Origin of the sequence: Faecalibacterium prausnitzii (assembly GCF_003287495.1) — a bacterium.
Lineage (GTDB): Bacteria > Bacillota > Clostridia > Oscillospirales > Ruminococcaceae > Faecalibacterium > Faecalibacterium prausnitzii_I.
The window spans coordinates 311,967-331,127 of the sequence record NZ_PRLE01000002.1; the positions used below are offsets into that span (position 1 = coordinate 311,967).

Consider the following 19,161-nt stretch of genomic DNA (forward strand, 5'->3'; position numbering starts at 1 on the left):
GCCATCGCTTAGAGTGATGGTTCGTGACTGCGCTTGGGCTGGGTACGGCTGTGCTGCTGCGTGTGTTCCGTTTCAAGAATCATATCAACATTCCTGCAAGCGGTTTGCAGTTCGTGGTAGTAATCTTTGAAATAGGTATAGCTTTCATATTGTGCGGTTCGAGCAGAAAGCAACTTTTCCTTTTCTGCTCGTAAATCTTTCATCGTGGGAATTGTGCCATCCGTGGAATTGCGTTTCAAGAATTGAACGGCTTCTTCGTATCTGGCAATTTCATCCTGATGTGCAGAACGGTACATCTTCTTGTTGCCCGCCTGCAAAAATTCTTTGTATGTAGCCTTTGTGGAAAGATACTGCCCCAGATAGTGAATCTTCTCGTTCAGCCGCTTTAAGTCGGCATCGGTAGATTTGGCGGTGTTGCGGGCATCGGACATTTTGACGGACAGCTCATCGCGCGCTTTTTTCAAATCTTCATAGCTATCATAACCATGCTGCTGTACATAGACGATGGTATTTGCCATCTGCTGCAAATTGGAAATTTTGACTTTTTGAGCATAGGCGCGACTTTGCTGGGCTTTTACGCAGTCCTGCAAATTCACTACCAGACGAAGATTGGACTTGATATAGAGAACGGCAATGGGGTCAGCAACACCCCATTGTTGTTTTTCTTTTGCAGCGGTGATCGCGTTACTTTCAAAAAGCGTCAGAAGATGTTCACGGTCAAAACTGGTTCCCAGCGTTCTGGCAGAGATGTATTTTTCTCTGTCCGGGAGAAGGTAACTAAATCGACCACGGTGGTCTTTTACCAAAATGCTGGATTCGGTTTGGAGCAGGCGGCAGAATTCTTCAAAAGATTTTGCTTTCTTCGCCGCAGCAGTAATGGCATCGCGCAGCTTATCTTTTTCTGTTTGAAATTTGGTCTTCATGGGAGTGAGACCCTCTGCAACAAGTTCAGCGTTCAACTTGTCCAGATTGATCTGCCCGCGCTGTTTAGCATAATACTCCTGCTGCGTGATTTTGTTGACGGACGGGGAAAGCAAATCCACCTGATTGAGATTTTCCCTCATGCAGATATTCATAAGAGATTGCTGTAAATGCTTTAGGTAATCTTTCGTCAGATGGTGTTTGTAGCCCGCCTTACAGTCGATGGGACGTTCCATAAAGGGCTGCTGCGGAACATCCAGCTTTCGCAGACTGTTGATTACGATATGCACATGGATATTGCCGCTGCCGTTGTGACCGTCCATGTGGGTGCAGACCAACGCCTGATGCCCCGGAAAGTTGGCTTTTACATATTCCATGCCGATGGCCTGCGCCTGTTCACCTGTCAGTCCACACTCGTCTTTGTCGGCAGGATCGAAGCTGATGAGGTAGTGGTGCGTCTTGATTTCGTCGTAATTCTGATTCTTGTGGTACTGCGCATTAAGCATTTCGCACTCCACATCAAAAAGTTCTGGCTCACAGTTTATGCCCTCCAGAAGAATATCTCGGCGGAGTACCCAGTTCCCGTTTGCATCCAGCAGGGGTTTCTTCAGAACTTCGTCATGCTCATATTTCAAATAGTCGAGTGCCGCGCCATAGTCTGCACTTTTACCCGCGACGTGTTTTAAGATTGCCACGATAATCACCTGCCAGTCCTGCAATTTCTTTCCGCATAGCGCGGAGGTCGGTCATGCAACGATTGATTTCTTCCAACATGGCACGAGATTGGATGCCGCCGCTGTTGAAAAAAGCTGCAATTTGGTTCAGGTTATTTCCGATATGGGAAAGTTGTCTTGCAAAATCTCGCAGTTCTGCAATGTCGGCAACGATGTTGTAATGAACGTGAAGTTTTTCGGTTATGGCCTGTTTCCTCACATAAACGGCAACGGGATAGCCAGCCTGTTCAGCAGAACACGAAACCAGTGCGTACTCCACATCGGTAAAACGAACCATTACATTATTAGTCCGTCTGATACTTTCGTCCTTTTTGGGTCGAGCCATAGTGTGATCCTCCTGCATTTTATAGTTGCGAAGCAATTCCCGATAAGCCGCAGGCGTTCGGCTGCGAACACATTCATGTGGAGCCAGATAGCCAAAATCTGAGATTTTGTGCGTACCGTGGGAATGGGGAACGGAATCCCCATCAAGATTGCCGGGAATGAAAAATCACGAAAGTGAGTTTTGAGTTACCATAGGCGAATCTTGCTCTACTTACGGTGAAGCCGTTGCCTTACGCATTTTTCGGGTTCTTCTATCTTTAGAATCGGGCAGAGCGTGTTTCGCAAGGTGTTTTTGAAAAAAGACAAAAAATTTTTTGAAATACCTTGCGAAATGGCCTTTCTCCAATTCTATAAGTGAAAGAGGCTGACAGACCACCCCAAAAACAGAAAGGAATGAGTGAATGACCGAAACAACTGCACGAACCTATCACACCATGGAAAGCCTGCGCCAGATGGCACAGACCGATCTCCGTAATGTGAACCGCAAGGAACTGGTGGACATCAACGATGTGGAAATCAAGAAAGACCTGTCGCAGCGAGAACGGATGGTTGATTTTGTTTCACAAATCAAGAACCCCTACTGCTATCTTGACCGGGGAATGGTCGTAAAGATCAGTTTTGCCGGAGAGAACCGATTGGAGGACACGCTGAAAAAATGCGCAAGGACACATCGGAAATAAAAAAAGAAGAAAGTAGAAGAAAATTTGCACTTTAGCGCATTAAAGCGTTGACATGAACCACGAAATATGAGATAATGGCTTTGGGTCAAAACAGAATATGCTGATAAAGCCGATAATTTCTTGGTTTATTGTCTGAACGACAAATAGATTAGGAGGTTATCGGCTTTTTATGTTTTTTCAGGGAAATGAAAAATACAACTGTGCCACATATCTTCGATTGTCGCGTTCGGATGGCGACCAGCAGGAGAGCAACAGCATAAAAAATCAAAGAGCGTTGCTGAACGATTACATGGGTAAGCACCCGGAATTGCACAAGTTCGACGAGTATGTGGACGATGGTTACAGCGGCACAAATTTTGAACGCCCGGATTTTAAGCGGATGATGCAGGACATTGAGAAAAGGAACGTCAACTGCATCATCGTCAAGGATTTATCTCGCTTCGGCAGAAACTACATTGAAACGGGCCGTTATCTGGAAAGAATCTTTCCGTTCATGGGTGTGCGCTTTATCGCCATCAACGATCATTATGACAGTGCAGAGGAAAACGATGATAAGGGCCGTATTCTGATTCCGTTCAACAATCTTATCAATGACACCTACTGCCGGGATATTTCGCTGCGCGTCCGCAGTCACCTGGATGTGAAACGAAAAGAAGGCCAGTTCATTGGCAGTTTCGCAGGGTATGGGTATCGCAAAGACCCCAAAGACAAAAATCATCTGATTATAGATGAATACGCTGCAGGCATCGTGCAGGAAATATTCAAACAGAAATTGAACGGAATGAGTTCACAGCGCATTGCCAGCCACTTGAACGAACTGGGTGTCCTGCCGCCGAACGAGTATAAGAGGGCCAATGGATTCAACTATACCTGTGGTTTTCAAGCTGGGCTGAATCAGAAGTGGACAGTGGTTTCCGTTAATCGTATTCTGAAAAATGAATCCTATACGGGAACATTGATTCAGGGTAAACGCAGGAAAATCAATTACAAAGTAAAAAAGAGCCATGATGTTGGAAGTGAAAACTGGATTCGGGTGGAAGATGCGCATGATGCCATTATCAGTAAAGGCGAGTTCCAGCAAGTACAACAGTTGTTGGAACTGGACACTCGTACCGCACCATCGCAGACAACAGTTTATCCATTATCAGGTTTTCTGCGCTGTGCAGACTGCGGGCAGAATATGATTCGCCGCACGGTGACGAAAAACGGAAAGAAGTATCAATACTATCACTGCTCTACCTATAAGAATGGCGGCGGCTGTACACCGCACATGATAAACAGTGAGAAGCTGACGGAAAGTGTTCTGGCTGCGATTCGGCATCAGGTGACACTACTTGTAGAAGCGGAAAAGGTACTCTCCCATGCAGAGTTGGCAAGCGGAGAACAGATTGGAATAAAGATTCTGGACAGTCAGATCACTGCGCTGGAAGCTGAATTGGAACGGTACAGTAATTTGAAAATCCGTTTGTATCAGGACTTATGCGATGATGTTGTCAGCCGGGAAGAGTACGGAGAAATGAACACTCGTTTTGCGCAGAAGATAAAAGAGGCGCAGGATAAGATTCAGGAAATCCGCGAAAAGAAGCAGGAAGCGTTAAAGCACGATACGCTGCTTCCCACTTGGCTGGAAGAATTTAAGCAGTACGAACATATCAAAACGCTCGAACGCAGGGTCGTGGTGGAACTGATCGACCACATAGATGTTCATAGTAAAACAGAGATTGAAATTCATTTTTGCTTCGAGGATGAACTGCACAGTACCACAGAAAAATTTATGGAATATCAAGCACATCATGGAAATGAGGTGGCAGAGAAATGAAATGGGTCAGCTATACAAGGTCGATTTCCAGCAGGATCGGAGAAGAAAATCCGTCCAATACGATTGCGGAACAGAATGAGCGAATTGCACAGTATCTAAAAAAGCGTGGGTGCAGCGTATCCGAAAAGTATAGTGACCGCAAGAGAACAGCAGAAGCCGCAGAAGGATTTGACAGATTGGTGCAGGATGGGATGGCCCGGAAATTTGATGCGGTTGCTGTGGATTCTATCTTCCGCTGTGGAAGAACCCTTCCGTTTGCCATTGAAGCATTGCAGAGGACATTCTATCCGCTTGGTATCCAATTTGCAGTTGTGGAAGATGACTTTTGCAGTGCAGACAAAACTGCCGAAGAAGTTGCAGAGTATTTCAATGGAAAGGCCATTGATAAGATTCGTTCGGAATTTATTACCAATCGCCAGAATCACTTTGAAGAAGGTACACTGACCCATCGGCAGATTAAATATGGATATGCACTGTCTGAGGATTCCAGAGGTTTTGTTCTGGATTCGGAAAGTTCGTATGTTGTAAAGCTGATTTTTCAGATGTATCTGGAAGATATGAAAATCCAGGAAATCGCAAGAGCATTGGATGCACAGGGCGTTCCATCACCGCAAGTCCAGATGGCACAGAAGAAAAGGCTGGGTGTAAAAACCGAATGGCCAGTTTCGACAATTCGCGCTATTTTGCAGAATCCTCTTTATATAGGAAAATGCACTTTGAAGCTGGCAAAGGCCAAGCGGGAAATAGAAGTTCCTCCGATTGTTTCAGAAAGTGAGTTTCAAGAAGTTCAGGAAAAAATAAAGTGCACCAAAATTCCTTCACGGAAAAAGCCCCGTAAAAAACCAAACCTGCTTTTCAAAAAAATCTATGATAAGAAAAGCGGGAAAAGGCTGTTGTGCAGAACATCGGAGGATGAAAGCCAGCAAGTCTATTCGTTTGACAAGGGGTATAGATGCTTCTCTGGAAAAGCCCCTTTCATCGAAAGCGAGAAAATCTTTAGAGAGATTCTTTCAGCTTTGGAAAAAGAAAAAATGCGAGCTGCGCATATTGACAGGGTACTGGACTTGAATCCTGAGAAAGTCAAGCAGTGCATGGATGCTGGACTGTTGCAGTACAGAAAAAAAGCAAATGAGATCGTTGCGCACTTAATGGCCAAGGACGATGAACGAGCAGCGGTTTATCGGGAATACGAGCAGGGATCAATTTCGCTAGAACAGGTAGAGGAGTATGAACATCAGTATCAGGTGGCAGTCCAGAAGCAGGAAGCGGCCTTTAAAAAGGTAATGCTGGCTGTTAATGATATAGAAAAAGCATTTGGCCATGGGAATCCCTGGTTGATGAAATTCCGTGCTATTTCAATTCCAAATAAGCTGGAACGTGTACATATTAAAAAGTGGGTTGACAGCGTGTGGGTCAAAGAATTTGAACAGGTTGAAGTGATTCTCAAAGAAAGCCAGTGGAAGCGATTTTTCCCGGAAGAATGGCTGAACAGCAGAGAGGAAGATTGTAATGGCAAGAAAGAGTAGAAAAAATATGATGCCGCAGGCCGCTGTGCAGGAGGCCGTACAGCAAAACGAAAAAGAACTTCTGCGCACGGCGGCGTATGCGCGGCTGTCGGTTGAGAACGGCGGGCATGAAACAGAAGATTCCCTGCGCACACAGATTTTGCAAATTCATAATTATATCAGGGAAAACCCGGAACTGACGCTGACCGATACCTATGCAGACAACGGTTTTACAGGAACACGTTTTGACCGACCAGAATTTGAGCGTATGATGCAGGATGTGCGGACAGGCAAAATTCAGTGCATCGTAGTGAAGGACTTATCTCGATTTGGTCGTGACTATATCGAAACGGGAAGCTATCTGGAAACTATTTTCCCGATGCTCCATGTTCGCTTTATCGCCATCAACGATGATTTTGACAACATCCGGCAGTCGGATGTGGATAGTCTTGCGGTTCCCATCAAGAACATGGTAAACAGCTTGTACGCTAAGGACATTTCAAAGAAAATCAGCCTTAGTTACCAGATGCGCCGCGAAAAAGGAATCCCTACATCGTGGTGTACACCGTATGGCTATCAGTTGAACCAGCAAGGAAATAAGTTTGAAGCGACTGAGGATGCAAAGTGGGTCAAACTAATCTATCAATGGTATCTTGCAGGGGTGAGCACAAACGAAATTGCCCGCAGGTTGGAATTTTTAGAAGTTGCAAGGCCGAATGAACGGCTGAATCGCAAATTACATGAGGGAGATGACCCTACCTATAATAAATGGCACCCCAGTACGGTTCTTCGTATTTTAAACAGCAGTGCCTATATTGGAGAATTGGTATCTGGGAAAACGCAAACTGCATCATACAAAGGGATTGGCCTCCATCCAGTGGAAAAGAAGGAATGGCATATTGTTGAAAACGCTCATGAAGCAATCATTCTGAAATCGGATTTTGAAAAAGTGCAGGCACGGCGAGAGCAGAATAAGGAAAAACGGGAAAGGGCGATGGCTCGTTCCAAGGAAACCAGAGAAAAGTGTTATAACCATCTCTCAGGAATGGTTTACTGTGGCTGCTGCAGACGCAACATGACGTTTGAACGGCGAGTGCATGGCACGGTGAAAGAAACGCACTATGGAGTGTTTATTTGCAAAAGAAAGAAGAACACGACTCCCTGTGCCTATCATGCGGTGCCGGAGAAAATGCTGATGATGGTGGCGATGGATCAGATTCATCATCTGGTGTCTACCATGTGTGAAGAAGAAAAGATGGTAAAAGACATGATGCGCGGCAGCAATCTGGATTCTGCCCGTTCCATCAAGATGAAAGAAAATTCAATCCTGTTTCGGATTCAGGAAGCCGAAGAACGGCGGTTGCGCTTATATGAGGACTATAAGGCTGAAATTCTGGACGAAGATGAATACAGTCAGCTAAAGGAACATTACATAGCAGAAAAGCAGCGGTTGGAACATGAACTGCAAAAGCAGCGTCAGCGCGCATTGGAACTGGAAAAGAGAATCAAAATCTGCGATGCGCAGATGGAGCGGATGCGCGGGATTCTGAATCAAAATGAATTTGATGAAGAGCTGGTGCATGAACTTATCAAGAAAATCTATGTAGGAATGGACAATTCTGTGGAGGTCGAATTTAAGTGCAGTGACCCCTATCAGGAAGTGCTTGCAATCATGTCGGAGGTTCAGAATGAATGATAAAATTGCAATCTATCTCCGCTTATCATTGGCAGACGGAGATTTGAAAAAGGGCAGCAAGGATGAAAGTAACAGCATTGAGAACCAACGGATGCTGCTCCACGATTACATTGGGAAGCAGGAAGATTTATTTGGCGAGATTGTAGAATATGTAGATGATGGCTACACGGGAACAAATTTTAATCGTCCGGCTTTTCAGAAAATGGTTGTGGATTTGAAGCAGGGCGATATAAAAGTCATCATGGTAAAGGATTTATCCCGCCTTGGTCGTGACTATATCGGTGTTGGCGATTACATTGAGCAGATTTTTCCATTGATGGGAGTTCGGTTTATTGCTGTGAATAATTCCTTTGACAGCATGAAACTGAACAACGGAACGCCGGGAATCGAAGTGGCAGTCAGCAATCTGGTGAATAATATGTATAGCCGGGATATTGCGAAAAAGATTCGGGCTGCTCTGGAAACGAACTGGAAGAATGGGAAAGCCACCTGCACGAATGTCCCTTTTGGATATGTGTGGAACAAGAAAGGTGGGCAGCGGTGGGAGATTGACCCTGAGGCCGCACCCTGCGTGAAAAAAGTATTTGAATTAGCATTGTCCGGTCGCAATACAACGCAGATCGCCTATGGCATGAACGAATTAAATCTTCCTACGCCGGGATTGTATGCGAAACGAAAGAATCTGCTGATGGGCAGCAATCCTATTATTGCCCCGGATAGTGAAATGTTATGGAACGCAGCAATCGTGTGGAGAATCCTTAGACGGTATGAATACACTGGTGCGCTGGTTATGGGGAGAAGAAAGAAAATTGATGTGAATACTACCTCTGTTCGGACGCTCCCAGAGGATAAGTGGATCATCGCAGAAAACGCTCATGCGGCCATCGTGACAAAAGATGAATACTACCAGGCACAGAAAGCAATCCGTAACGTGACTCCAATTCAGTATAAGGTGGGTGATGATTTTGCGTTAAAAGGAAAAATCTGCTGCGGAAACTGTAATCGACAGCTTCGCCACGAAAGGCAATATGGGGAAATGGTTTTCTATTGCGGCTATAAACGGTCAGCCGGAAAGTTCTCTAAATGCTACGGCGGCTATTACAGAGAATATTCGGTGAACGCAAAAGTGGCTCGTGCGATAAAAACTGTGTTCTATGCGTTGGATGTGGTAAATCAGGGGATGCAGGAAAAGCAGTCTATCACAGTGCGCTGTATGGACATTGAGGACTTGGAAAAGCAAGCGGAAGCCATTCGGGTAGAGCAAATCAAACTATATGAATCGTATGCGGACGGTGTGCTGCGGCGAGATGCTTACATAGAAAAGAAAAAGGCTCTTTCGGAAAAACTGGCTGCATTGCAGGATAGCATACGGACAGAAAAGGAAGAACAGGAGTGTGCCGATGAACTGGATAAAGAAATCCGTGCTCTGACAAAACAGGCCAGCGAGAAAACGTACATCGGTGGGCTGACAAAAGAATGTGTGGAAGCCTTTGTGAGCATGGTCTATCTGTATGACGACCAAACGATGAAAATAGAGTTCAACTGTGAGGATGTGATTCGGAGAGCGTTGGAAAAGTATGGCGCATAATTGGATAGAAGAAGTGGCATAAGAAAAAGAATACCCGTCTGGGTGAGAGGATTCGGAAAATCTTCTCGACCAGGCGGGTATTTCATTCCGCAGGAATGGGAAAAATCAGGGAATGATGTAGGAATTAAATGTTGCCGTAACTTCGATACCTTCGGGATGATACCCTTCTGCGACAGCGGCAATATCGGATAGATTTCCAATTTCAATAGGATTGCTTAAAAGGTCTAAGATTGTGGGGTCATCGGTGTCGATAACGATTCGTAATTCGTTCTGATATTCAAAATCCTGTTTAGATTTGACAAAAAGTTCTTTGGGAGGAGTACAGTTTAAGTCTACCCAGCTATCATCCGTACTATAAGGCGTAAAGTCAAAATATTGAACAGGGCTGACAAGGATACATTCATCGGGAACACCTATCGAATTTAATTTTGCCTTTAATCTGCGAACAAACTCGGCCCAATCCTTTATTACAGCGATTGCGGGCTGCTTCTTGGGAGGCAATGCTGCTATTTCAGCAGGGGAAGCATTATCCGCAAAATCTCGAAAATATTTAGCATCAATATAGGTTGAAATTCTGTTTCTTCCTTCATTTTGAGGTGGGGGAAAGGCATCCGTTTTTAGCCCATAAAAACAGATGCAGGGAAGTTGCATATCTCTTCTGTTTTTAATTAAAATTCGATTTGGTAATTCATAAGTACAGGTGTTGGAATATTTTGCAATAAGCTTTTCATATTGAGAAGGATAGAACTTGCTAGAGTAAGCAAGAGTTCCTTCATAAATATCGCCACGTCCCTGCTTTCCATACTGCTCCCATGATTTAGGAGTACTGAACTTGATTTGTCCAAGGTTGACTAGGTCTTTAGCAAATTCAAGTGTTGTACATCTTAGAACAAGAATAAGATCATTAGGATTTTTCCAAGAGGAATTACACATATAAACACATCCTTAATTCAGTAATTTAAGCTTTCTACCCATGCGGACAAATCTGTTTTGCTGGAGTAGGAATTGAAAACCTTACCGTGCAGGAGCTTGGCACCGGGGCAGCTTGGCGCAAGTTTTTCATTGGTTTTACCCATACTGCTGCCGCCGGAGGTGGCAAAGGGAATGATTGTTTTACCTTTTAGATTATAACTTTCCAGAAATGTATTGATGATCGTCGGAGCAATATACCACCAGATAGGGAATCCGACAAAGATGGTGTCGTATTCGTCCATGTTATTGCGCTTGACGGCGATGGCAGGGCGAGAGGTAGGATCGCTCATTTCGATGGTGCTGCGGGATTTCTTGTCCATCCAGTTCAGATCGGCTTTTGTGTAAGGGACTTCGGGACGGATTTCAAAAATGTCTGCACCGATGGCATTTGCTAAATCTTCGGCAACTTTTGCGGTAATGCCGCTGGCAGAAAAATAGGCAACAAGCTTTTTGCTCATAACAATGCACTCCCTCAATATTTGATTTGATAATAGTATAGCACGGTAAGGGAGGGGTATCAAGAAGTGAAATGAAAGCAAAATTGTTTGGAAAATATTGGTGTTTCAATAGCTGGATTTGGATAATCATAACTTTTATATTGTATCTTAACTTAAAATGAGTTATAATACAGAAAAAGAGTTGTGAATGGAGGCGATAGAGTGGAATACCTTAAGCGAGTTTTAGGAATTGAAGTGCTATATGAAAATAAAGCTTTAGAGCATTTGCCAAACTTCATCAGTACAAGGTATGATTCACAGAAAGTATCTCTGAGTGGTCAAAAAGCTGTTTTTTTGTATCCTAAAACCGAATTGGAGCAGGTGGAAACATTAAAAAAGCATCTGGAACGTGTGAAAAAGGTTGCGGATTGTCCGGTGATTTTAGTATTGGAACAGATCACTGCACGGCAGAAAGAGTATTTGCTTCGAGAGAAAATAGCATTTATTGTGGATGGAAAGCAAATTTATCTGCCCTTTATGGCAGCATATTTGCAGGAACGCTGTGATGCAGAAAAGAGTGACAGAGAAGAAATCTTGCCATCGGCGCAGATGCTGTTGCTTTACTATATTTATGAGGGAGCAAAGGAGCTGTCTACAAGTCAAGCTGCAAAAGATTTGGATTTGACACCAACGTCTATTTCCAGAGCTTCTAAACAACTTGAAGGAATGGGATTTCTGCGATCAAGAAAAAATGGAGTGCAGAAGATACTGCTTTCGGAAAACTCTGCCAAAGAGTTATTTTACAAAGCAGAGAAAGTTCTGCTCAATCCTGTGAAAAGGACGGTCTATGTTCCATGCGAGGAAGTAAAGAGTGAATTGTTGGAGAGCGGATATTTCGCATTGGCGGAGTATTCGATGCTCAATGCGCCTAGTGTTCGGTGCTATGCTTCAGAAAAAATATCTCAGTGGAATGACTGTATGACCAAGGATTTACAGGACTCAAATTCACAGGTGGCTGTTGAAATGTGGAGATATGACCCACGAAAATTATCGAAGGGAAAAATGGTCGATGGACTTTCTCTGGCATTATCGCTCAGGGAAGATGCAGATGAACGGGTAGAAGAAGCAGTAGAAGAAATGTTAAATAATCTGTGGAGGAAGATAGATGGTAACAGGGATTGAAAGCTTTAAGGAATGGTTCAAGGGTAACGAAAGCCAGTATGCAATTATCGGTGGAACTGCGTGTGATATCTTGATGACAGAAGAAGGCTTAGACTTCCGTGCAACAAAAGACATTGACCTTGTTCTAATTATTGAAGCTGTGGATGCGGCTTTTGGAAGAAAATTCTGGGACTATGTAAAACAGGCTGGATACGAACATCGTAATAAAAGCTCTGGTGTGCCGCAGTTTTATCGGTTCAGTCACCCGACTTCAAACCGTTATCCAGCAATGATCGAACTGTTCACTAGAAAACTGGATGCAATTCAACTTCCAGATGATGCAGTATTGACACCGCTACCAATGGATGAGGATATATCGAGCTTGTCTGCAATCCTTTTGGATGATGATTACTATGAGTTCTTGAAGCAGGGGAAAGTGACTGTTGATGGAGTAACGGTTTTGGACGCTGCATATTTGATTCCGTTCAAGGCGAAAGCATGGATGGATTTGACGGATCGCAAAGCAGCCGGAGAACACGTTGATAGTAAAAACATTAAGAAACATAAAAATGATGTTTTTCGTTTGACTGAACTGCTTGATCCTACGGTTGAGATTGTCACTCCTAGTGGCGTGTATGAGGATATGCAGAAGTTTGTTGATCGAATGGAAAATGAAACGGTTGATGTTAAACAGTTGGGGCTTGTGGGACGAACGAAAGAACAGATTCTTCAGGAATTAGTAGAATTATATGCGCTACAATAATTGATGGGTTATGGAATGAACCACTAGCTTGTAAGGAAGTGATATAACATGGAAAAGAAATACCAGATTTTTATTTCGTCAACGTATAAAGATTTGATAGAAGCCCGTAGCAAAGTAAGGGATGCCATCCTATCGATGATGCATTTCCCAGTTGGTATGGAGATGTTTAACGCTGCTGACGAAGAACAGTGGGAAATCATACAAGAGACGATTGATAGTTCGGATTATTATGTTTTGATTTTGGGACAGCGATATGGCTCTGTAATAGAATCTGGATCGGATGCTGGAATTAGCTATACGGAAAAGGAATTTCGCTATGCGAGAGAGAAGAAAATTCCTGTTCTGGTATTCATAATTGATGATGATGTGGCAATTAAGCCGGAATTTATAGAAAAAGATCCAGAAAGTATAAAAAAGCTGGCTGATTTCAAGACAGAAGCTAAAAAAGGACGAACGGTACAGTGGTGGACTAATATTGACGAACTTGCTAGAGAGGTTTCAGAATCTTTACATCAGCAAATGGATCGAAAAAAGCGTCCAGGGTGGATAAGAGGAGATGCCTTTGATATTGAAGCAAGTCATGCAGAAATTCTCAGTTTGAATAAAAAGATAAGAGAACTTGAGCAGGAAAATGCTGAGTTGAAATCACAGATTGTAAAGCGGGTTCCTGAGTTGATGGCCGCAGTTGTGCTGGATCAACAGGATGATGAAGAAGTGGACGGAAAAGGTCTTAAAACACATGGAAAATTGCTTATTGATAGCTCAGATAATGCAATCAAGATCCAGTTATATCATAATGATGGAGAATGCTACAAAAACAAGTATGAACCGCTTGATTTAGGTTGCGTTGAATCACATTTAAAAAAGTATGTAAAAGAAAAGGACTTGCAGGCTTACAATGCAGCACTACCGTCTGAAGAAGAAATAAATGATTATGCACACAAGATGAGCGTATATAAGACAATAACAAACGGTGGTGTTGCGCTCAAGCTAAGAGTGCTTAATAAGGGAACAGCGAAAGCAACCGACATTAGAATCTCAATCGTATTTCCAAAAGATATTTTTGTATATGACATTGATGATATCGAAAAAATGAAGGAGCCGAAAGCACCAAAACTTCCAACGAATCCTATTGAAAAGGCAGAGGAACGTTTTATGAGCGACTTAAATCCAGTATATGGCTTGTTGAAAAATAGTATGGACGGAATGCAGCCATTCTACTCAGCTCGAAGCTTGCCGATTATAGACCCGGCAATTTTTAACAACTCCAATTCTTCTGTGTTTGAATCAATATCTATACGAGATAACTCAATATTTGCTGAATGCAATCAGTTGCCACATAAAGATGATACCGAGTTTGATGGGATATATATTGTTCCGGCTAGAAAAGGAAAATTCAAAGTAAGCGTTTCAATGATGTGTTCGGAATATATTGAACCGAAAGTTCATGATATTGAATTTGAAATTGTCTAATAATTAAAATAAGTACGAATAAGCCGCATAGGGCTTCCCAATGGTTTTAACCCAATGGGAAACTTTATACGGCTTATTTTTTTTTGCTTTTTTTGAAAAAATTGTTGTCCCTATCTTGACATCAGGGGGCCTCATAGTTTATAGTATACAGCTCACAATCGCTCATTTCACTCACCATCTTCCAAAAAAGAGTTAAATTACTTTTGTCGGTTTCACTATCTGATATATTCCCTCTAGCAATTTCCATGCTACGAATTAAAGGGCGAATAGAACGCATTTGTTCATCACTATGTTCAAGAGAGGGATATTTGCAGATTTCGTCAAGAATGTCTTTAGGAGCGTGAGTTCTTCCCTGCATTAACTCAAAGTAAAGAACAACAAAACGGATATCTGTTGCGAACTCTGTTTGGTGATAATATGCATCTTTTAATACGGATTCGATTGAAGCAATCTGCTCCTTATAAGCTAAGCTGGTTTGAAAGATCTTGTTAAAGATAGGATAATTTCGATATGTGTAAATAAGGGTAAGTGGTGACAATGATTCTTGTCCTGAAACATGCTCAACAAATTCCCAAAAGAGTTGCTGGTTAACATCTTCTAATGTGAAAATATTCGAAATCGTGGGGAAATTGATATTTGGAAGTGCGTCGTGAAGTTTTTTTAAAATCCAATAGCATTTTTGGAGTCCCTTTGAGCGACCGTGTTTCTTTAGAATTAAGCCGATCCAAAGGTACTCTGGAAGTCTTTCGCTGCCCCACGAACTAAGCTGGAGTTTGTCACCGAAAGCGTCGTTAAACGGTGTTGTGAATTTTCCTCTTTTGAATTTGTGCTGCTCAAGCGTACTATGTGCGAACATCATGTTTTACACCTCCCTCTTTCCCGTTACAACCTCATAAATCAAACTTTTCTTATAGCTTTCCAGCTCTTTTATCAGCTGCTCTTTCTTTGCAATCAGCTTGTCAATCTCGGCACACTTGGAACGGATATAGGTTGCAATCTCTTGTTGCTCTTCAAGATCGGGGAGTGGAACCCAAATGTTTTGTAGTTTTTCTTGACTGAGTTTAGGCTGTGCGGAGCCGGTAATATAAGGGTTGATATCTAACTCTTCAAGAGCATAGAACAAATAATAGAAATCCACTTGTTCGGTTGGTTTGAGAATGTGTGCATGATTGTTGATCCATGCTTTACCATTGACTTCGTACATTAACGGCAAATTACGCATTCGTAGATTTGCACCATCTTCACCGATCAACATGACATGATCGTCAATCGTGTAATCATCAATTTTATCGATGGCACCGGATGCTCCATAATAATCATAGAGAACGGAACCAGATTGACTGCGCTTATCAGCAGAAATAGGCTTTCGGTATTGGTCTAGGATAGAACAGATGTATTTTAGTTTAATGAGGGAAAATCTATGATTGATTTCCCCAATCCACTCAACTCCGCTATCCTTCATCTCCCGCTCACCACGCACACCTTTGGTAACACAGCCCTCCTTATGGAACAGCTCTGCCAGCCCGGCGGAGATATCCTGTTCCAGTGCGGTGATGCGTGCCACGATATCTTCCACGGCTTCCGGTGCCTGATACTCGTAGAAATAGCGGGTCATGGGGATCTCGTAGCCCACCTTGGTCTTGCTGTGGTCGATCCATGCGTCGGGGGCGTAGGGCAGAACTTCCCGGGCAAAGTAGGCGTCAATATCCTGCACCAGCGGTACGTTTTCGGTGTCCCGCAGACTGGTGTCCGGCACAGGCTTGCCACGCTTCAGGATAACGTTGCCCGCCTCGTCCCGCTGGGGGCGCTCCACCACGATCTTGTTGTAGCCGAACTCCACGCTCTCGAACACCTTACTCTCGCAGTAGATGCCGTTTTTGTCGCCGTACACCTTGCCGTTGGCAAACTCGCCGTAGGCGGTGACGATCAGCTCCCGGCAGGCATCGGTGATGTCGTTGCGCTTGGTGCCGATGCTCTTGCGGCGTGGCTCGAAGCAGTGGCTGGCGTCAATAAGCTGCACCTTGCCCGCACGGTGGGCGGGCTTATCCTTGCTGAGCACCCAGATGTAGGTGGAGATGCCGGTGTTCATGAACATATCGGTGGAAAGCTGGATGATGCAGTCCAGCCAGTCGTTTTCCAGAATATACTGCCGGATGTTGCTGGGTCCGCTGCCGGCATCGCCGCTGAACAGGGGAGAGCCGTTCTGGATAATGGCCATTTTGCCTTTGTTTGCCAGCTTGGCAAGACCGTTCAGCACAAAAAGCTGCTGCCCATCGCTGATCTTGGGCAGACCGGGGGCAAAACGCCCCATCTCGCCCCGGGCGGCTTCGGCTTCCACCGCCTTCTGCTCCCGCTTCCAGTCAATGCCGAAGGGAGGGTTGGAGATGATGTACTGGAAGGTGAATCCGGGGAACTGATCCTCCGACAAAGTATCACCGAACCGCATATTGTTGGGGTCTCCGCCGCGGATCATCATGTCCGCCTTGGCGATGGCAAAGGTGGAGGGGTTGAACTCCTGCCCAAAGCAGGTCACCTCAATGTCGCTGTTCAGCTCGTGGATGCGCTCTTCCATGCAGCTGAGCATCTGGCTGGTGCCCATGGCCATATCGTAAACGGTCATGCTGCTGGTATCGAGGTCGGCTTCAGACAGCAGCAGGTCGGTCATCAGGTAGATGATATCCCGACTGGTGAAGTGAGCTCCGGCTTCCTCGCCAAAGCTCTCGGAGAACCGTCGCACCAAGTCCTCGAAGATGTAGCCGCAATCCACGGCGCTGATCTTGTCCGGGCCAAGATAGCCCTTCTCGGAGCCGAACTCCTTGATAACGAGGTAGAGGGTGTTGCTCTCCACCATCCGCTTGATGATGTTGTCAAAGTCGAACTTTGCCAGCACATCCTGTGCGTTGGCAGAAAAGCCGGACAGGTAATCCCGGAAGTTGGACTCAATGTTGTCCGGGTCTGCCAGTAGGGTCTCGAAGGTGAAGCGGCTGATGTTATAGAACTGGTAGCCGGAGGCTTTCTGCAAAAAGCCGTCGATGACCTGCAGCTTTTTCACCTTTTCGTAGGTATCCAGCACTGCCTGATGGGTGGGCAGCAGGCAGTCGTGGAACCGCTTCACCACGGTCATGGGCAGAATGACCAGACCATACTCGTGGGGCTTGAACGGCCCCCGCAGCATATCGGCTACGTTCCAGATCATGGCGGCTTTTTCGGCAATATTGGCACCTACGGCGGTGATCTTATCGTTTGGCATACGTTGCTCCTTGTTTTTGTGATAGGTGGACATCCTGATTTTATAACAATGGGTGTCCTATAAATCGGATGGCAGGACGTTTTTCCTGAAAAATGATTCTTGCATCTATTGTACCACGGATTTTGAGGAATGACTATATTTTGCCAAAAAGAAATGCCCGCCTGAAAACCAGACGGGCATACTGTAAATCAAACCATTTGAAAATGCTTCAATGCTTCCACAATTGCATCTTCTTTCTCCTTCGGACACTGAGGCTGCTTTGTATTTTCGGACTTTGCCTTGTGGTGGTTCTCCCGTACCTCCAGACCGCATTTCTGCTTGACCTGCGAGATATACAGGGAAGAAACCTTCAGCCCAGTCTGTTCCAACACACGGGCCTTGATTTCAGGATAGGTCGCACCCTTTTGCAATCCTGAAGTGTCCATGCCCTCCAAGGAAAACTCTACACGGACTTTTTTGAAGTCGATCTCACCCTTGGAAAGTGCGATGACACATTCGCAATGCTTCGTCCTCGGGAACAAATCCACAGGCTGCACCTTTTCCGTGCGGTACCCCTGTGTCTCCAGCCACTTGGCGTCCCGGGCGGCGGTGGCCGGGTTGCAGCTGACATAGACCACCCGCTGGGGATTCATCTTGACAACAGCAGAAAGGGTGGCTTCATCGCAGCCTTTGCGGGGCGGGTCGAGGACGATGACGTCCGGGCGCAGGCCCTCAGCCGCGAGGCGGGTGGCGGCAGCGCCGGCGTCGGCGCAGAAAAAGCGGCTCTTGGTGGCGATGGCGTCGCCCATCCGAGCGGCATTTGCCTTAGCGCTTTCAATCGCTTCTGGTACGATCTCCACACCCACCAGCTCCCGGCAGTGGTCTACCATCGAAAGGCCGATGGTGCCCATGCCGCAGTAGAGGTCCAGCAGCAGGTCGTCCGGGGTGAGCTGGGCATATTGGGCCGCGATGCCGTAGAGTTGCTCAGCGGCCAGTGTGTTGACCTGATAGAACGACAGGGGGCCCAGCCGGACGGGGACGCCGCAGAGGGTGTCTTCGAGGTAGCCAGGGCCATACAGGGGGTGGGTCTCGCTGCCCAGAATGACATTGGTATTTTTTGCGTTGACATTCAGTAAGATGGTGGCAATGGCCGAAAACTGCTCCCGCAGATGGGCCACCAGCTCCTCACTGTGGGGGAGCTTTGCCCGGGTGCAGACGAGGCAGACCATGATTTGGCCGCTGTGTGCCCCCCGCCGCAGGAAGATGTGGCGGACAAGGCCCTTGCTGCTTTCCTCGTCGTAGGGCTGGATGCCATGGGCGGCGAAGAATGCGCAGAGCGCGTTGCCGATCTCATTGAGCACGCCGGGCTGCAGCTTACAGTCCGGGCAGGGGACGATGCGATGGGTGCGGCCAGCATAAAAACCAATGCAGGGCTGGCCGTTTTTGTCCCGCCCGACCGGGAATTGCACTTTATTGCGGTAGCGGTCCACCTCGGGGGAGGGGACTGTGGGCAGCACAGGGACATCCAGCCCGCCAATGCGGCGGAACGCGTCTGTTACGTTCTCGTGTTTGGCCTGCAGCTCTGCCTTATAGCTGAGATGACGCAGGCTGCAGCCGCCGCAGGGACCGGCGGCCGGGCAGTCTACCTCCACGCGGTCGGGCGAGGGGGTGAGCAGTTGGTCCAGAATGCCAAACGCGTAGCGGCCGCAGTCTTTGACGATCTTGATCCGCGCTTCATCGCCGGGGGCAGTGTTGGGTACAAAAACGGCCTCGCCGTCTGCGGAGTGGGCCACGCCGCTGCCGTCGCTGGAAAGGCGCTCAATGCGGAGGGTCAGGAGTTGATTTTTCTGTAAAGGCAT

General features: G+C 45.8%; 15 protein-coding genes. 8 read left to right on the top strand and 7 right to left on the bottom strand.

All coding sequences use genetic code 11. The features are described from left to right. Positions 1-8: 8 nt before the first annotated feature. Both C4N22_RS04950 and C4N22_RS04955 read right to left on the bottom strand, forming a co-directional pair. On the bottom strand, positions 9-1,616 hold the full coding sequence (locus C4N22_RS04950; protein ID WP_112148192.1) for a relaxase/mobilization nuclease domain-containing protein: 1,608 nt from the start codon (positions 1,614-1,616) through the stop codon (positions 9-11). Further along, a complete protein-coding gene (locus C4N22_RS04955) occupies positions 1,588-1,980 on the bottom strand; it encodes a plasmid mobilization protein (protein ID WP_181567170.1) in 393 nt (130 codons plus the stop codon). Before C4N22_RS04955 ends, C4N22_RS04950 begins: the two co-directional genes overlap by 29 nt. A 400-nt stretch (positions 1,981-2,380) precedes the next feature. Here C4N22_RS04955 and C4N22_RS04960 point away from each other — a divergent pair, with 400 nt between their 5' ends. The 5 genes from C4N22_RS04960 (at position 2,381) to C4N22_RS04980 (ending at position 9,267) form a co-directional block, all read left to right on the top strand. After that, positions 2,381-2,659, top strand: coding sequence for a DUF6870 family protein (locus C4N22_RS04960; protein WP_242959248.1), 279 nt, complete (start codon positions 2,381-2,383; stop codon positions 2,657-2,659). Positions 2,660-2,828: 169 nt separating this feature from the next. After that, positions 2,829-4,478: a recombinase family protein gene (locus tag C4N22_RS04965; protein ID WP_112148194.1), complete on the top strand. Its 1,650-nt coding sequence runs from the start codon at positions 2,829-2,831 to the stop codon at positions 4,476-4,478. Further along, on the top strand, positions 4,475-6,004 hold the full coding sequence (locus tag C4N22_RS04970) for a recombinase family protein (RefSeq protein ID WP_112148195.1): 1,530 nt from the start codon (positions 4,475-4,477) through the stop codon (positions 6,002-6,004). The genes C4N22_RS04965 and C4N22_RS04970 overlap by 4 nt, the downstream gene beginning before the upstream one ends. Next, positions 5,988-7,679 carry a recombinase family protein gene (locus C4N22_RS04975; RefSeq protein WP_112148196.1) on the top strand — a complete coding sequence of 564 codons (1,692 nt, stop codon included), beginning with the start codon at positions 5,988-5,990 and terminating at the stop codon, positions 7,677-7,679. The genes C4N22_RS04970 and C4N22_RS04975 overlap by 17 nt, the downstream gene beginning before the upstream one ends. Beyond that, a complete protein-coding gene (locus C4N22_RS04980) occupies positions 7,672-9,267 on the top strand; it encodes a recombinase family protein (RefSeq protein ID WP_112148197.1) in 1,596 nt (531 codons plus the stop codon). Before C4N22_RS04975 ends, C4N22_RS04980 begins: the two co-directional genes overlap by 8 nt. A 105-nt stretch (positions 9,268-9,372) precedes the next feature. On the opposite strand, the gene C4N22_RS04985 is transcribed toward C4N22_RS04980, so the two are convergent. Together C4N22_RS04985 and C4N22_RS04990 are read right to left on the bottom strand one after the other, a co-directional pair. Further along, positions 9,373-10,200 carry a hypothetical protein gene (locus C4N22_RS04985; RefSeq protein WP_146746509.1) on the bottom strand — a complete coding sequence of 276 codons (828 nt, stop codon included), beginning with the start codon at positions 10,198-10,200 and terminating at the stop codon, positions 9,373-9,375. Positions 10,201-10,217: 17 nt separating this feature from the next. Then, entirely contained in the window at positions 10,218-10,697 is a 480-nt protein-coding gene (locus tag C4N22_RS04990; protein ID WP_112148199.1) for a flavodoxin, read from the bottom strand. A gap of 201 nt (positions 10,698-10,898) precedes the next feature. On the opposite strand from C4N22_RS04990, the gene C4N22_RS04995 reads away from it, so the two are divergent. Genes C4N22_RS04995 through C4N22_RS05005 form a run of 3 tightly spaced genes read left to right on the top strand, consistent with a single transcriptional unit; the run spans position 10,899 to position 14,073 of the window. Further along, positions 10,899-11,858 carry a MarR family transcriptional regulator gene (locus C4N22_RS04995; protein WP_112148200.1) on the top strand — a complete coding sequence of 320 codons (960 nt, stop codon included), beginning with the start codon at positions 10,899-10,901 and terminating at the stop codon, positions 11,856-11,858. After that, positions 11,842-12,600 (top strand): hypothetical protein, encoded by a 759-nt coding sequence (locus C4N22_RS05000; RefSeq protein ID WP_112148201.1) that lies wholly within the window; start codon positions 11,842-11,844, stop codon positions 12,598-12,600. Before C4N22_RS04995 ends, C4N22_RS05000 begins: the two co-directional genes overlap by 17 nt. 48 nt (positions 12,601-12,648) lie before the next feature. Continuing rightward, positions 12,649-14,073 (top strand): DUF4062 domain-containing protein, encoded by a 1,425-nt coding sequence (locus C4N22_RS05005; RefSeq protein ID WP_112148202.1) that lies wholly within the window; start codon positions 12,649-12,651, stop codon positions 14,071-14,073. Between the two features lie 121 nt (positions 14,074-14,194). Here the strand turns inward: C4N22_RS05005 and C4N22_RS05010 are convergent, their stop codons facing one another. The 3 genes from C4N22_RS05010 to rlmD form a co-directional block, all read right to left on the bottom strand. Further along, positions 14,195-14,932 carry a hypothetical protein gene (locus tag C4N22_RS05010; protein ID WP_112148203.1) on the bottom strand — a complete coding sequence of 246 codons (738 nt, stop codon included), beginning with the start codon at positions 14,930-14,932 and terminating at the stop codon, positions 14,195-14,197. 3 nt (positions 14,933-14,935) lie between these two features. Further along, entirely contained in the window at positions 14,936-17,323 is a 2,388-nt protein-coding gene (locus tag C4N22_RS05015) for an N-6 DNA methylase (protein WP_112148204.1), read from the bottom strand. A gap of 188 nt (positions 17,324-17,511) precedes the next feature. Next, entirely contained in the window at positions 17,512-19,161 is a 1,650-nt protein-coding gene (rlmD, locus tag C4N22_RS05020) for a 23S rRNA (uracil(1939)-C(5))-methyltransferase RlmD (protein WP_112148205.1), read from the bottom strand.